Source organism: Candidatus Binataceae bacterium, from assembly GCA_035650475.1.
In the GTDB taxonomy this organism is placed as follows: Bacteria; Desulfobacterota; Binatia; order Binatales; family Binataceae; genus JAKAVN01.
This window is the reverse complement of sequence record DASRHP010000006.1, coordinates 383639-398753: the sequence shown is the minus strand read 5'-3', so window position 1 is coordinate 398753 and position 15115 is coordinate 383639. Positions and strand designations below refer to the sequence as shown.

Below are 15115 nucleotides of genomic sequence, written 5' to 3'. Positions count from 1 at the left end.
TGCTCAGCCGCAGCTGGCCGCTACCGTTTGTCTTCCGCGCGGGGCGCGCCTGCGTGATCCCCGGCGAGCCCGGCGGTCGCGAGCGCCTTGCGCTTCGCGCCGTTGAGGTCGTAGTGCCGGCGGGTGACGATGCGCTGCGCGTACAGCCCGCCGCCGGCCTGCACGTTGGTCACCTGGCGCCATCCGCCGAAAGCGTCAGCGGTCAAGTCGCGGATCGCGTGAAACAGGCGCAGGCGATACTCGCCGTCCACCCCCTTGCCGGTGCTCATGTACTTGCGCACCAGCGCACCGGTGGCCTCGTTTTCAAGGTCGCTTACCGCGGGCGCGGTGAGGACCGATCCGCCGGAAATGTCGTGCAGATGCCGCACCATCATGTTGTAGTTCGCGGCGGCGTGGTACTTGCCGGCGTTGGTGAACAACTCGTTGGGAAAAGCGGTCCCGTCCGCGCTCATCTCGCAATTGCCGAGCGCGGCCTCGAGCGTCGCGCGCACCAGCGTCGCATGGATGATCATCTCGGAGATTTTCTCGCGCACGTGAGAGACGGCGGCCAGGCCGTTTGCCTCCGCGATTAACTGCGCAAAGCCGACGAGTTGATCCGCCTGCTCGGCCATGTCGGAGAGGCCGCCCAGCCGCTCCCAGAGGCCGAGCGAGTGCGCGAACACCGCAGCGTGTTCGGTCTGCCCGTCAAGCATCACGCGCGCATTGGGCACGAAGACGTCGTCGAAGATTACAAAACCTTCCGGCATGTGCACGCGCGCGGAGAAGGGGAAGGTTCGTGCATCCTCGTGGCGCGGCGCGTAACTGGTGTTGACGATTTTAACCCCGGGCGCGTTGACCGGCACCATGCACGCGATGGCGTAGCTCTCTTCGCCCCTGTGCATCGCCTTGGTCGGAATCACCATCAACTCATGCGCGAGCGAGGCGCCCGTGATATGCAGCTTTGCGCCGCGAATAACGACGCCCTCCTCCGTGCGATCGACAACGTGCGTGTACGCGTCGGGGTCGTCCTGCTGCGCGGGCGGCAGACTGCGGTTGCCCTTCGCGTCGGTGATGCATTCGACAATCCGGATGTCGGCGAGCTGCGCCTTGTCCACGTAGTCGCGGATCCGCCGGGCGAACTCGGGCAGCGCCTCGCCGATGCGGGCGGCCGCGGTGGCCAGCGTCATCAGCGACTGGTAGGTGACCAGCGACAGGATATCGGCGCCGTGCTGCATCGGGATTCGCGCGCGCAACTCGTCAGCCGAGCGCGGCACCGACATCAACGGATTTCGCGCGTCCTTGCCCGGTTGATACCAGCGGTCGTAACCTCTGGCCACCTGCTCCACCGACTGGCCCAGAATCGGGTGTCCAACCAGGTCCTCGATGCGGCTTCCTTCGAAATATGTCGCTCGGCCGTCGTTGAGGCTCTTCTTGTACTGGTCTCCGGTAAGCACGACGCTCGGATCCTCCGTGGCCAAATTTGAATGCGTCCCTTGCCGCGCAACAGCAATCTAACCAGAACCAATTTCCGCGAACCGTTGCAAGGAGAACGCGCCGTCCGCGACCTGGTTCAAGCGCGCGCGGAGGGCCGTCGCAGGCGCGGCGAACGGCGGCCCTGAGGCGCACCGCGAAACGTGCTTGTCATTCGAGGGCGAATAATCGTACAACCCATCGCAGGATCGGAGCGACGAAGCGCGCACGAAACCCGCAAGGAGAATCGCCGATGAAGATTGGAGCCTCATTCTTCTGCCAGAACTATTTTCGAGCGCAGAAGCCGGACTGGCAGGTTTACCAGGACGACCTGACCCTGGCGGACATGGTCGAGCCGCTCGGTTTCGATTCGATCTGGGCCGTCGAGCATCACTTCTCGCCCTACACGATGATTCCCGACGTGCTGCAATTCCTGACCTACATGGCGGGGCGCACCAGGCGGGTCGGCCTGGGCTCGATGGTCGTGGTGCTGCCATGGCATGACCCGGTGCGAGTGGCCGAGCAGATTGCCATGCTCGACATCTACTGCGGCGATCGCGAACTGACACTGGGACTCGGGCGCGGCTCGGGCCGGATCGAGTACGAAGGCTTTCGCGTGCCGATGTCGGAGTCGCGGGAGCGCTTCGTCGAGGCGGCCGAAATCTTACGGCTGGCGCTGACTCAGGAGCGCTTCTCGTATAACGGAAAGTACAATCAAATTCCCGATATGAGTATCCGGCCGCAGCCGCGGCGCCATAATCTGACCGAGCGCTTTTACGGGGCGATTGTGTCGCCCGAGACCGGTGACATCATGGCGAAGCAGGGCATGGGCATGCTTGTGATCCCGCAAAAGGCATGGGCCGATCACAAGTCGGACTACGATCACTTCAAAGCATCATGCGCCAAGTTCGGCCATGCCCCGAAAAAGCCGATCGTCGTATGCTTCGTGTACTGCGCGGAGACCGAACGCGAAGCGGCGGCGGGCGCGGAAAGATACATGGGCAACTATGCCGACACCGCGATTCGGCACTACGAGTACGACGAACCCGAACATTTTCGAAATACCAAAGGTTACGAATACCACACGAAAATGGCCGAAGCGGGCCGAGACAGGCCTCAGGACTTCCGCAACCTGTTCACCAAGACCCAGGTATTCGGCACGCCCGAGCGATGCGCCGAGACGCTGCGCACGATCGCGGACACTATGGAGGCCGAAGAGTTCGTCGGCGTGTTCAAGTATTCCGACATGTCGCTCGATGTTGCGCAGCGCAATATGAAGTTGTTCGCGACCGAGGTCTTGCCGCATATCAAGAGCGGAACCTCGCCGTCGATCCAGAGCGCAGCGGCCGGCGGGCGCTAGCCTCTGCGACATGCGCAAGGAAGCCTGATGAGGCCGGCATCGCCCTGGCGCCTGGCGATGCCGGCCTTCGGCTCCGCGCTCATCCCCTGCCGTTTGCCGCGCATTTCCGCGGGCTGGCAAACAATCCGGTTATGCGGCTGAGTAAGCCCGGGCAACGTTGACAATCCGGATGGAGAGCTGACCCTTGTTCAAGCGCGTATTGATTGCCAATCGGGGTGAAATAGCAATCCGCGTCGCGCGCGCGGCGGCGGCGCTGGGCATGGAATCGGTCAGCGTATATGCACCGGCCGACGCGCTCTCGCTTCACACTCGTGTCACAACCGAGTCGCGTCCGCTCGGCTCGCGGACGCCGTCGAACGATCCGGTACGCGCCTATCTCGACGCCGAAGCTCTGATCGAAGCCGCCCAGGCGGCGCGCTGCGATTGCATACATCCCGGCTACGGCCTGCTGTCCGAAAACTCCGGTTTCGCCGAGCGATGCCTCCGGGAGGGCATCGCGTTCGTCGGCCCGCGACCCGAAACGCTGTCGCTGTTTGGCGATAAGATCAGGGCGCGCGAGCTGGCTCGCTCGCTAGGTGTTCCAATCGTTCCGGGTAGCCAGCGGGCGGCGACTAACGTCGAAGAGGCGATGGCGGTCGCCGAAGAGATCGGCTACCCGGTGATGCTCAAGGCGGCGGCGGGCGGCGGTGGCCGCGGCATCCGCACCGTCGGATGCGCGGAGGAGATGGCGGCGGCGTTCGCCCGCTGCCAGAGCGAGGCGCTGGCCGCGTTCGGCAACGGCTCGGTGTTTGTCGAAAAGCTCATCGCGCGCCCCCGCCACATCGAGGTCCAGATCCTCGCCGACGGACACGGCGATGTCGTGCACCTGTACGACCGCGACTGTTCGGTCCAGCTTCGGAACCAGAAGCTCGTCGAGATCGCGCCGGCGCCGGCGCTGGAGGCCGGATTGCGCGGGCGTGTGCTTGAAGACGCCGTCCGCCTCGCGCGCGCGGCTGGCTACGTAAACGCGGGCACGGTCGAGTTCCTGGTCAGTCCCGAGCGCGGCGAACATTTTTTCATCGAGAGCAATCCTCGAATCCAGGTCGAGCACACAGTCACCGAACAGGTGACGGGCATCGACCTCGTCGAGTCGCAGTTCCGGATCGCCGCGGGCGAGCCGCTCAAGAACCTGGGGATTCCTCATCAGGCCGCGATCGAAGCGCGTGGGTTTGCGGTGCAGGCGCGTATCGTGGCGAGCGGCAACGGCGTGCTGACCGCGTACAAGGAACCGGCGGGGCCCGGAGTGCGGGTCGATTCCTGCGGCTACCTGGGCTACGCGCCGCCGCCGCAATTCGATCCCATGTTCGCCAAGCTCATCTGCAAGTCAAACTCGACGCATTCGCTGTCGTCGGCGCTCGATCGCGCCCTGCGCGCGCTGGAGGAGTTCCACATCGCGGGCCTGCCCACTAATCTTCATCAGTTGCGCGCCGTCCTCGCCCATCCAGCGGTCCGCGCGGGCGATGCGCGTACCACTTTTTTTGCCGACCAATTCAGTCCCGGCACGACTGTCCGCGCGCACGGATCCTCAGGACCGCTGGCGCTGCTCGAACAGCAGGCGACACTGCTCGGCGGCGGCAAAGCCGCGCTCACCGTCTTCAGCGCGCAATCGGCGTCGGCGTCGCCCGGCCTCGCCGTACCCGCCGGCGAGACGGGGGTCGAAAGCCCCATGGCGGGCGCGATCATCGAACTGCCGGTATCAGCCGGAGCCATGGTCGAGGCCGACGCGACGCTGATGGTCATCAGCGCAATGAAGATGGAGACGGCGATCGTGGCGCCGTGCGCCGGCGTCGTGACCGAGATCCAACCGGCCGCGATTGGCGCCACGGTCACCGCCGGACAGATTATCGCCACAATCGCACCGGCCGCTGGCGACGCCAACGCAATCGTGCCACCGCGCGACGGTGACGAGGCGTGGGCGCCGATGCTTGCCGATGTGCGCGCCTTGCAGACGCTCGCCCATCGCCGCTTCGCGCCCGATTCCCAGGATCCCGGCGTCGTGCGACAACGCAGTCGCGGCAAGCTGACCTGCCGCGAACGGATCGACCTGCTGCTCGACCCCGGCAGCTTCCGCGAGATCGGCAGTATCGCGGGCTTCGCCGACTACGACCAGGACGGGCGGGTCGCCGGCTTCACGCCCGCCAACCATGTCGGCGGATGGGGCAAGGTCGAGGGCCGGACGGTCGTGGTCTGCGCCGACGATTTCACCTCGCGCGGCGGCCATGCCGACGGCGCGATCATGGGCAAGAGTGCCCATCTCGACCGGCTCTCGATCGACTTTCGATGCCCGTCGATCCGCCTGCTCGACGGCTCGTCAGGCGGCGGCAGCGTGGCCGCGATGGTGCCGCGGCAGCGGACGGCCGGCGAGAGCCAGGCACAGGAAAGTTTTGGCGCGATCGTGGCCGGTCGGCCGCGCGTCTCTGGCGGGGGCGGGTCGTTCCTGCCGGGCCATCTCGGAAGCACAATGTACGTGGCTCAGCTTAGCCAGGTGCCGGTAGTCAATGTACTGCTCGGTAGCGTAGTTGGTATTGGCGCCGCGAAGGCCGTGCTCGGCCATTTCTCGGTGATGGTGCGCGACATAGCTCAGTTGTTCGTGGCCGGACCGCCGGTCGTAAGACACGCGATGGGCTACGACATTACCAAGGAAGAGTTGGGCGGCTGGCATATCCACTGCCGCAACGGCTCCGTTGACAATCTCGCCGAGTCGGAAGAAGAGGCGGCGGCGATGGTCAAGCGGTTCCTCGCCTACCTCCCGTCCAGCGTATACGAAGCGCCGCCGGTTGTGGCGCCGGACCCCGGCGATCCCGCCGACCGCCGCGAGGAGGAGCTGCTCACCATCATCCCGCGCAAGCGCAGCGCGACTTTCGACATGCGCCGGGCGATCCGGCTGATGGCTGATCGCGGCTCGTTCTTCGAAATCGGCTCGCTATGGGGGACGGACCAGATCATCGGCTTCGTGCGCTTCAACGGTTATCCGATGGGCGTCATCGCCTCCGACTGCCGGCACGTCAATGGCGGCGCGCTCACCGCCGACGGCTGCGACAAGCTCAAGCGCCACGTTGACCTGTGCGATCTGTTTCACCTGCCGATCCTTAACCTGGTCGATAACCCGGGCTTCGCGGTCGGCCTCGAGCACGAGCTAGCCGGTACGATCCGCAAGGGCGGCGAGTGGATGATCGCCTTCGCGCAGGCCGCAGTACCGATCTTCACGGTAATCATGCGCCGCAGCTTTGGAGTAGCAGGTAACAACTACGCAACGCCGCGCGGCGGCGCCAGCGCGCGAGTGGTGTGGCCCGCCGCCGACGTCGGCGGCATCCCGCCCGAAGGCGGCATCGAGGCCGCCTACAAGCGCCAGCTAGCCGAGGCCGCCGACCCCGCAGCGCTAAGGGCCGAGATCAGCGCGCGTATCGAAAGCGCGCGCGGCCCGATCGGCCCGCTCAACCGGTTCGAGATGGAGGAGATGATCGACCCGCGCGACACCCGGCGTTGGATATGCGAATGGGTAGAGAATGCCTATCGTATCGTCTCGCAGCCGGGCTTCCTGGGACCGCGAGCAATACAATTCAGGCCGTAGCGATCCAGGAGTACAGGATTGTGGGATTCGGTAATCAGTCCTTGCTCGAAGCTTGAATCTCCGGGCGCAGGACTTTCTCGAGGAGCTTATGTCAAGGGCAAGGAACCCGCACTCATCGCCGCGGTTTTGATTGACGCGCAACCCCTGCGAAATTCGTAGGGCTTCAACATCGCAGGGCCGGCCGGCGAAGAGCCATCCCGGCGGCCCGTCCGACATGCCTCAGGCGAGCGGGGTGACGAGCGACCCGTCGGCCTTCCATTGCCCGGGGTCGTGGCCGAAGATGAGTCGGGCGCCCGCCCGCTCCATCTTGCGGTAGCGCTCGATCACCTCGCGCATCGCGTCGTAGCTGAAAGCGAACGGCGGCAACACCATCTCTTCGAGCACCTTGCGCATGTAGCAGGAGTCCGCCGTCAGCACACATTCGCCTGTGTCGGTGCGTACGCGCAGCGACTGATGGCCCGCGGTATGGCCGTAGGTGGGCAGACAAACCACGCTGCCGTCGCCAAAGAGGTCGTGCTCGCCGTCGATCAGCTTGAGTTGGTGGCCGAGATCGAAGTCCGCCCGATTGTATGCGTTGCGGCGAATCTGATCCGGATCCGCCGCGGCTTCCCACTCGCGTCGCTGAACCACCAGCTTTGCGTTGGGCACGTCGGCGTTGCCGCCGACATGATCGAAATGCAGGTGCGAATTGATCACAAAGTCGATGCGCGCAGGGTCGATGCCGCGCGCGCTGAGTTGTGCGGCGAGATCCTCGCCGGCCTGGAAGCGAACCGTAAAAACTTTGGCCAGCGAACCGAGGCGGCCGGAATCACGCTGGAGCTCGCGATGGAGTCCGGTGTCAAAGATCGCTTGCCCCTTGGGATGCTCGATCAGGAAGGACGGAATAGGGAGCTTGAAGCGCCCGGGTTCGTTGGCGAGGATGCTCGCGGCCGCAACCTCGAGCCATCCGCAAACCATCGGTTGTATTTTTACCGACATGATCCCTTTTTCCCTTCACCTCGACTGTTCAGATGGAACGGTGTGGCAGTGAATTGACCCGGGTTAACGCTGGCGCGCCGGGTCACGACAGGGCAGCCTCCGTCGCCGGGTCGCCGGCAATACGGCTGTGCCACATCACCCGAGGCTCGCTCATGTCCCACGGCGTGGCTCGGTGGAGCAGGCAGCGGTTGTCCCACACCACAGCATCTCCCGGCGACCAGTGGTGATAATAGACGCGCGGGGGACGGCAGGCGAAGTCTACCAGCTCCTGCAGGAACCGCTCAGATTCGGCCGGGTCCATATCCGGAATGTTGTGGGCGTGGCGGCCGATTGACAGCGATTTTCGGCCGGTCTCGGGATGGACCTTCACCAGGGGACGCAGCGGCACCGGCCCATCGTGGAACCCGTAGCCGTTGTATTCGCTCCCTTTCCTCGGCAAATGTCCGAGCTTGGCCTGGCTGTAGTAGAGCGAGTGATAGGCCGCGAGGTTTTCGACCTTCGTCCGGAGATCCTCGTCGAGAGCGTCGAAAGCCGCCCGCATATCGGCCCATCCGGTTGCTCCGCCGGAGGTTGGTACGACTTGGGCGGTAAAGACCGCACCCTTGGCCTGCACCGGCATGTACGTGCTGTCGCAATGCCAGCCCATGTTGCCCTTGAGCACCTTGAGGATGTCGTTGTCAGGGTCGGCGATTAGCGTCCCATCTTTTCTCACGTTGCTCAGCGCGGCCATCTCGAACTCGAGCGGGCCAAAACGTCTGGCGAAGGCGATCTGCTCATCGCGGCTGAGATGCTGGCCGGGAAAGATGAGGAGTGCGTACTCCAGCCAGGCGGCGTAAAGTTCATGCCAAGTCGCCTCGTCCAGCGCGGCGAGCTTGAGACCGGTCACCAGCGCGCCGAAGGTAGCGTCGAGAGGTCTGATTTCGAATCCGCGAGCCACCGGGAACCCTCCGCTGACTGCAAAACTCCAAGGCGCCCAAGGCGAACGCTATCGAACCGCCCGCCGGCGGGTCAAACCCTTGCCGTTTTCCGGACACCGGCGCAGCCGCCGCCAGAATCTCATAACAGCGACGTGTTCATCTCCCCAGCTTGCTTCCGCCGGTTAGCGTGGGACTACATTATAGCGGCGAAGGGCGGCAATGCTGCTTGACATCTGCGATTATCTGCCACGAGCGATCATCAAGATCATTGAGGCCGTCAAGGAGCCGGCCTGCGGCCGGGCAACGGAGACAGCGAGCGTGAAATACACACGCATATATGCGGACGCCAACGGCGAGTCGCATTTCGAGGACGTTGAGATCGAAACGAAAGCGGCGCCGCACAACACCGGCGTAATCTCGCAGATGTTCGCCGCCAGGGGCGTGATGTTCAGGCTATCGCCCGACTATTTCGTCGATTGGCATAACGCGCCGCGCCGACAGTTCGTCGTCAATGTCACGGGCAGCGTCGAGATCACTGTCAGTGACGGCGACAGACGCGTCTTCGGTCCGGGGACAATCCTGCTGGCCGAGGACCTCGCCGGCAAGGGCCACACCTCGCGCGGACTGGGCGGCGACGAGCGGATGTCGCTCTTCATCCCGCTCAAGGAATAAGCCCTCGATCCCGAAAGCGCGTCTCCGTACCCGCCGCAAAACTCCTCCAAGTGACGGGACCCCGCGGCTGTGCTATTGGGACCGACGGTGAAGGCCAAATCGGCCTGTCACAGAAGGGAGAGCCATCATGGCTGATCGGCTGAAGGGAAAAGTGGCGCTAATCACCGGGGGCGGCTCGGGTATCGGCCGCGCGACCGCGATGCTTTTCGCGCGCGAGGGGGCCAGGGTGGTTGTCGCCGACTACAACGTTGACGGCGGAGAGCGCACCGTGCGCACGATCAAAGAGGCCGGCGGCGAGGCGCTGTTCCACGCCGCCGACGTCTCGAATTCCAGGGACGCCGAAGCGCTCGTGGCCAGAACCATTGCCGCCTACGGCCGGCTCGACAGCGCATTCAACAACGCAGGCATCGAGGGCGAGTTCTCGCCGACTCCCGAATGCACGCTGGAGAACTGGCAGCGCGTGATCGGAATCAATTTGAGCGGCGTATTCTACTGCATGAAGTACGAGATTCCCGCGATGCTCACGGGCGGCGGCGGTACGATCGTCAACACCGCGTCGATCTGCGGCCTGGCTGGAATCGCGAACACCGCAGCCTACACCGCGGCCAAACACGGCGTCGTTGGCCTGACCAAGGCGGCGGCGCTGGAGTTCTCCAGCAAGGGTATCCGGATCAACGCCGTGTGCCCGGGATTCATCCGCACGCCGATGGTCGCGCGGGTGATGGACCGCGGCAGCTTCGACGAAAAGGCCGTCATCCAGACCCATCCGATCAACCGGCTCGGGCAGCCAGAAGAGATCGCGGAGTCTGTGCTGTGGCTGTCCTCGGACGCGTCGTCGTTCGTATGCGGCGTGTCGATGCCGGTGGACGGCGCCTACATGGCGCAGTAGCAAAGAGCAATTGGCGGGGCCACGCCCCCTGCGGAAACCGGCGCGACCGGCTAATTCCACAGCGCGCGCGAGGCGAGGCGCGCGCCCTCGGCCATCGCGCGCAGCTTCGCCCACGCGATCGCGGGCACCACGCGCGAGAACCCGGCAAAGGTCGCAAACCCGCAGTCGGTGCCCGCGATCACGTTCTCGCGCCCGACGATTCGCGTCAGGTTGCAGATGCGCATAGCGACGACCTCGGGATGTTCGATGAAGTTGGTAGTCGAATCGAGCACACCCGGGATCAGGATCTTGCCGGGGGGCAGCCTGGCGCTCTCGAAGACTTTGAACTCGTGTTCATGGCGCGGGTTGGCCGCCTCATAAGAAATCGCCATCGGACGCGCCTTGAGCACGATGTCGATGATCTCGGCGAGCGCGATGTCGCGATGGTGCGGACCCTCGTAGTTGCCCCAGCACAGATGGAGCCGGACGCGGTCAGGCGCAACGTCGCGCAGCGCGTGATTGAGTGCCTCGACGTGCAGCTCGGCCACCTTGCGAAATTCGGCGGTGCTCGCGTCCGCGAACTGGATATGGCGGCTCATCGCGAGATCGGGGCAATCGAGCTGGAGCAGGAATCCCGCACGATGGATCGCGTCGTACTCGCTCTTCATCGCGTCTGCGAGCGCGGCGATGTAGGCCTCGTGGGTCGGGTAATGATAGTTGCCGAGGAACTGCGCGATCACACCGGGCGAGGCAGCGCTGACAAACGCCTCCGCGACCTTTACCTCAGCAAGCGCCGCCCTCAGATTGTCGAGGTCGCGCTCCAGTTCGGCGCCGCCGCGGTAGGCGATCGGGCCATTGCACGACGGGCGCCTCATCGCGGGCATCTTGCGTCCCGCAAATGCGCGCTGGGTGAACTCGGGAAACTCCGCCATGTCGGCCGCGGTCAGCGAGGCGCGCTTGTGCTCCTCGTCGCCGAAGCCGCTCAGCCGGTCCTTGACGTATGTCGAATAGCCGATCTTTCCCATTTCGCCGTCGTTGACGACGTCGATGCCGGCCTCCGCCTGCCTGCGTACGACCTCTGCGACGGCGGAACGCACGCGCGTATCGAGCGCCGCGCGCGCGCGCAATTCGCCGGCCTCGCGGGCATAAAGCATATCGGTGAGATCGTCTGGGCGGGGCAGGCTGCCGGTATGGGTGGTCAGTATGCGGTCGGTGCTGCGCCTCATCGCGCTAGTCCAGCGGAAGCGGGCGGCCTTCGGCCGCGCGTTGCGAAATCTCGATCACGTTGCCGTCGGGGTCGCGCACGAAGCAGATGCGCGCAAGCGCGCCGAAGTTGATCGGCGCCATCGCCTGGCGCACGCCGGCCGCGACGAGTCGGCGATAGGCCGCGTTGCAGTCGAGGACCTGTACCGTGAAGTAGCGAATGCCCAGCGCCGCCATCCCGCTCACCACCTCGAGCGGCGTCTTCGCAGGGGTCGCTTCTGCGGCCGGGCGCGCCGCCGGATCGTGGGCGAAGCAAATCACCGTGTCGCCGAGCTTGACCCGCCCGGGCTCGAGCCGTGCACAATCCATCGCCCCGACGTAAAAGCGCTCGAAGGCCGATTCATCGGTGACGCCGAGCTCGATGGCGATCCCGCGTATGCCGTTGTGGCCGAGCGGGACGAGGGTAAGCGAATTGCCGTCGGGATCGCGCAGCGGCTGCGGCGCCGGGACCGTGGCGGCGGCGATGATGATACCGGCATAGCCACCGGGCGTGCGCGCAGGCAGAGGGTTGCGCGAATGGTTGAGTTTGATGACCGAGCCTGAGGCGAGGTAGCGATGCTGGCGCATCCCGCCGCCCAGCGGCAGCACTGTCTCGTACTGAAGCCCCAGGCGCTCGCCGTAAAATGCGCGCATCTCGTCGATGCGGTTGGTGAACAGGCCTACGTCCAGACGCGGCTTGGCCAGGTCCATAACGTGAGCATCTAGCAGATTTGACGACGCAGACCATAGCCGAGGCCGGGGCGACAATCGCCTGCGCGCGCAAGGCCTTCATTTTAAATTGCTTTTTAACTACGGCAGCAAAGGATCACTCCTGGCTGCCTCTCCGGCTCATCCCCGAAGCCCGCAGGCGCCCGCGGACGAGCGCACGCTCCTTGATGATCGCGAACAGCACCGGCACCAACACCATCACCGCGATCGTTGAAGTCACCATCCCGCCCACGATCGGCGCCGCGATCGGCTTCATCACATCCGATCCGATCCCGCTCTCCCACAGGATCGGCGCGAGACTGAGGATTACCACGGCTACCGTCATCAGCTTTGGACGCAGGCGATGCGCCGCGCCCTCGATTGTGGCGGCGACGATGTCTTCGTGCGCCAGTTGACCGCGCGCAAGGCGCAGGTCGAGCGCCTCGTCAAGGTAAATGATCATCACCACGCCGGTTTCGACGGCGATTCCGAACAATGCGATGTAGCCGACCGCGACCGCGACACTGAAGTTGAAGTCCATCGCATACTGGAGGACAAGCCCGCCGGTAAGTGCGTAGACGCAGGGCAGGATAAGCGCGAGCGTCTCGGGCACCGAGCCGAACAGCATGTAGAGGAGAACGAAGATTGCACTGAAGACCACCGGCAGGATCAGTTCGAGGCGCTCCCGCGCGCGCATCTGGAACGAATATTCGCCGGCCCAGCGCAGCGTATAGCCGGCCGGCAGTTTCAACCGGGCGTCGAGCGCGCGCTGCGCGCGCGCGACGTAGCCGCCGTAATCTGTGGTGTCGAGATCGAGATAAACGTAGCCGGTGAGCTCGCCGTCCTCGTCACGCACCATCGAGGGGCCTGACGCAAGCCGGATGCTTGCGACCTCGCCGAGCGGAATTTGCGCGCCGTCGGGCGTGGCGAGCAGCACCATCCGCAGCGCGTCGGGACTGCTGCGATAGTCGGCAAGATAGCGCACGCTTATCGGAAAGCGCTCGCGCCCGTTGACCGCAGTCGCGACCGGTTCGCCGCCGATCGCCGAGGCGATCGCCTGTTGCACGTCGGCGACGGTCAAACCGTAACGCGCGGCCGCGGCACGATTCACCTCGACGTCAAGATAGAAACCCTGCGCGACGCGTTCGGCGAATACGTCGCGCGTGCCCGCAACCGCACGCAGGATCTCCTCCAGCCGCGCTCCGACGCGCTGGATCCCGTCGAGCGACGGCCCCTGGATCTTCAACCCGACCGGCGTCTTGATGCCGGTTAATTCCATATCCAGCCGGTTCGCCACCGGCATCGTCCAGCTGTTCGACAAGCCGGGAAAGTTCAGCCGCGCGTCCATCTCCTGCACCAGCTGCGCATAAGTCATTCCACGCGGCCACGCGGCGCGCGGCTTGAGCATCACGGTGGTGTCGAACATGTCGAGCGGCGCATTGTCGGTTGCGCTGTCGGAGCGGCCGACCGTGCCGAACACGCTCTGGACCTCAGGAAACGAGCGCAGAATACGGTCCTGTTCCTGCATCAGGCTGATCGCCGACGTGAGCGAGATCCCCGGCAGCGCGGTCGGCATGTAAAGAACCGACCCTTCGAACAACGGCGGCATGAACTGGCTGCCGATCCGCAACGCCAGCGGGAGCACTGCCAGGAAGAGCAGCACATTGGCCGCGATGGTTATTGCGCGATGACGCAGACACCAGCGGATTACCGGCAGGTAGAGCGCGGTGAAAAGCCGCGCCGCCGGGTTTTCGGCCTCGCCGCGCAGTCGCCGCCCGCGCACCAGTATCAGCATCAGAATCGGCACCACGGTTATCGCGAGTAGCGAAGAGAAGGCCACGGCCAGCGTCTTGGTCCACGCCAGCGGGCGGAACAGGCGCCCCTCCTGCGCTTCGAGCAGGAAGACCGGCAGGAAGGAGACGACGATAATGAGCAACGAGTAGAAAATCGGGCGGCCGACCTGGCGCGCGGCGTCGAGCAGGATGCGCTGTCTGGCCGCCTCCGCGGGCGGTCCGCCGGCGGAGGCGGTGGCGGCGGCGACGTGACGATGGCCGTTCTCGACCATCACGATCGAGGCGTCAACCAGGACGCCAATCGCGAGCGCGAATCCGCCGAGCGACATGATATTGGAGCTCACACCGAGCAGACCCATCGGGATAAAGGTCGCGAGCAGCGCCAGCGGAATAGTCAGTATCGGAATCAAGGCCGAGCGGAAGTGGAACAGAAATACAATGATTACCAGACTGACTATCACTGCCTCTTCGATCAGGTCGCGCCGCAGCGTCGCAATCGAGTCCTCGATCAGGCCCGCGCGATCGTAACCTGCCACCACCTCGACTCCGGGTGGCAGACTCGGGGCGATTTCCTTGAGCCTGCGCTTGACGCCGTCGATCACGCGCAGAGCGTTCTGCCCCTGGCGCATCACGACGATGCCGCCGACCGTCTCGCCCTCGCCGTTCCATTCGGCGGCCCCTTCACGCAATGTGGGGCCGAAGCTGACCACCCCCAGGTCGCGCACCAGGACCGGCGTGCCGTCGCGGACGGCTACCGGAACCTGCTCGAGATCGGCGAGCGACTGTATGTAGCCGAGGCCGCGCACCAGGTAGTTCGCGCCGCTCATCTCGAGCACGCGGCCGCCAACCTCGCTGTTGCTCGCGCGGATCCGGTCGAGCACGGTTCCGAGCGGAATGTGCAGCGCGTAGAGCCGATGGGGGTCGAGCTTGACCTGGTACTCGCGCACGAAGCCGCCGATGGTGGCGACCTCAGCGACGCCCGGCACGGTCTCCAGCGCGTAGCGCAGCTTCCAGTCCTGGAGCGCGCGCAGGTCGGCCAGGCTGAGCTGATGGCTGCGGTCAACCAGAGCGTATTCGTAAACCCACCCCGCACCGGTCGCGTCGGGACCGATCTGCGGCGTGACGCCCGCCGGCAGCCGGCCAGCGAGCTGCTGAAGATATTCGAGCACGCGCGAGCGCGCCCAGTAGATATCGGTGCCGTCGTCGAAGATCACGTAAACGTACGAGTCGTTGGGCATCGACTGCGCACGCACCGCCTTGACCCGCGGCGCCGCCAGCATCGCGGTCACGATGGGATAGGTGACCTGATCCTCGATCACCCCAGGCGGCTGGCCCATCCACTGAGTGCGAATTATCACCTGGACGTCGGAGATGTCGGGCAACGCGTCGAGCGGGACGCGCCCGAGCGACCATCCGCCGGCGATAACCAGCGCCGCGACCGCGAGGAACACGAGAAAGCGGTTGTGCGCACACCAATCGATTGTCCTGTCGATCATCGGGGCCTCCGCTACGCGCCGC

At 65.0% G+C, this 15115-nt stretch carries 10 protein-coding genes; 4 read left to right on the top strand and 6 right to left on the bottom strand.

Features of this window, described 5'->3' with window-relative positions; genetic code table 11:
• Positions 1–20 precede the first annotated feature (20 nt).
• A complete protein-coding gene (locus tag VFB33_04400; protein HZO80915.1) occupies positions 21–1433 on the bottom strand; it encodes a 4-hydroxyphenylacetate 3-hydroxylase N-terminal domain-containing protein in 1413 nt (470 codons plus the stop codon).
• Between the two features lie 269 nt (positions 1434–1702).
• Between VFB33_04400 and VFB33_04395 the strand changes: the two genes are divergently transcribed.
• Complete coding sequence (locus tag VFB33_04395; GenBank protein HZO80914.1) at positions 1703–2809, top strand: LLM class flavin-dependent oxidoreductase; 1107 nt, start codon at positions 1703–1705, stop codon at positions 2807–2809.
• Positions 2810–2993: 184 nt separating this feature from the next.
• Entirely contained in the window at positions 2994–6419 is a 3426-nt protein-coding gene (locus tag VFB33_04390; GenBank protein HZO80913.1) for a carboxyl transferase domain-containing protein, read from the top strand.
• A gap of 219 nt (positions 6420–6638) precedes the next feature.
• On the opposite strand, the gene VFB33_04385 is transcribed toward VFB33_04390, so the two are convergent.
• Together VFB33_04385 and VFB33_04380 are read right to left on the bottom strand one after the other, a co-directional pair.
• A complete protein-coding gene (locus VFB33_04385; GenBank protein HZO80912.1) occupies positions 6639–7397 on the bottom strand; it encodes an N-acyl homoserine lactonase family protein in 759 nt (252 codons plus the stop codon).
• Positions 7398–7479: 82 nt separating this feature from the next.
• The gene (locus VFB33_04380) at positions 7480–8334 is read right to left on the bottom strand and encodes a TauD/TfdA family dioxygenase (protein HZO80911.1); all 855 of its coding nucleotides are present in this window, start codon (positions 8332–8334) and stop codon (positions 7480–7482) included.
• A 298-nt stretch (positions 8335–8632) separates the two neighbouring features.
• Between VFB33_04380 and VFB33_04375 the strand changes: the two genes are divergently transcribed.
• Both VFB33_04375 and VFB33_04370 read left to right on the top strand, forming a co-directional pair.
• Positions 8633–8986, top strand: coding sequence for a hypothetical protein (locus tag VFB33_04375; GenBank protein ID HZO80910.1), 354 nt, complete (start codon positions 8633–8635; stop codon positions 8984–8986).
• A gap of 127 nt (positions 8987–9113) precedes the next feature.
• Positions 9114–9875, top strand: coding sequence for an SDR family oxidoreductase (locus VFB33_04370; GenBank protein ID HZO80909.1), 762 nt, complete (start codon positions 9114–9116; stop codon positions 9873–9875).
• Positions 9876–9925: 50 nt separating this feature from the next.
• Here VFB33_04370 and VFB33_04365 read toward each other — a convergent pair whose 3' ends face one another.
• The 3 genes from VFB33_04365 to VFB33_04355 form a co-directional block, all read right to left on the bottom strand.
• Positions 9926–11080, bottom strand: coding sequence for a cobalamin-independent methionine synthase II family protein (locus VFB33_04365; GenBank protein HZO80908.1), 1155 nt, complete (start codon positions 11078–11080; stop codon positions 9926–9928).
• Between the two features lie 4 nt (positions 11081–11084).
• Positions 11085–11807: a VOC family protein gene (locus VFB33_04360; GenBank protein ID HZO80907.1), complete on the bottom strand. Its 723-nt coding sequence runs from the start codon at positions 11805–11807 to the stop codon at positions 11085–11087.
• Positions 11808–11922: 115 nt separating this feature from the next.
• A complete protein-coding gene (locus tag VFB33_04355) occupies positions 11923–15093 on the bottom strand; it encodes a CusA/CzcA family heavy metal efflux RND transporter (protein HZO80906.1) in 3171 nt (1056 codons plus the stop codon).
• Positions 15094–15115 lie beyond the last annotated feature (22 nt).

Coding starts and splice junctions, on each gene's coding strand:
- VFB33_04395 (HZO80914.1), top strand. CDS start 1,703: ATGAAGATTGGAGCCTCATTCTTCTGCCAGAACTATTTTCGAGCGCAG.
- VFB33_04385 (HZO80912.1), bottom strand. CDS start 7,397: ATGTCGGTAAAAATACAACCGATGGTTTGCGGATGGCTCGAGGTTGCG.
- VFB33_04370 (HZO80909.1), top strand. CDS start 9,114: ATGGCTGATCGGCTGAAGGGAAAAGTGGCGCTAATCACCGGGGGCGGC.
- VFB33_04365 (HZO80908.1), bottom strand. CDS start 11,080: ATGAGGCGCAGCACCGACCGCATACTGACCACCCATACCGGCAGCCTG.
- VFB33_04360 (HZO80907.1), bottom strand. CDS start 11,807: ATGGACCTGGCCAAGCCGCGTCTGGACGTAGGCCTGTTCACCAACCGC.
- VFB33_04355 (HZO80906.1), bottom strand. CDS start 15,093: ATGATCGACAGGACAATCGATTGGTGTGCGCACAACCGCTTTCTCGTG.